Genomic DNA, 292 nt, shown 5'->3' on the forward strand with positions numbered 1-292 from the left:
CCGCGGCCGGTGGACGTGGCGCCGCCCGGACCGCGGCCGGTGGACGTGGCGGCGGCCGGACCGCGGCCGGTGGACGTGGCGGCGGCCGGTCCGGCGGCGGTCAGGCAGGTGGCGGCCGTCAGCGCGGCGGTGAGGGCGGTGACGGCGGGGCGTACGGGGCTCGGGCGCGTTCCGGCACGGTAGGGCGGCCGGGTGACCGGGTGACCGGGTGACCGGGTGACCGGGTGACCGGGTGACCGGGTGACCGGGTGACCGGGTGACCGGGTGACCGGGTGACCGGGTGACCGGGTGA

1 pseudogene is annotated in these 292 nt (G+C 80.8%); it reads left to right on the forward strand.

Annotation, left to right across the window (positions count from 1 at the left end):
• A pseudogene (locus ACIQNG_RS06410) lies at positions 1-183 on the forward strand (hypothetical protein); the annotation flags it as partial.
• Positions 184-292: the final 109 nt, after the last annotated feature.

The organism is Streptomyces sp. NPDC091377 (assembly GCF_044757045.1).
Lineage (GTDB): Bacteria > Actinomycetota > Actinomycetes > Streptomycetales > Streptomycetaceae > Streptomyces.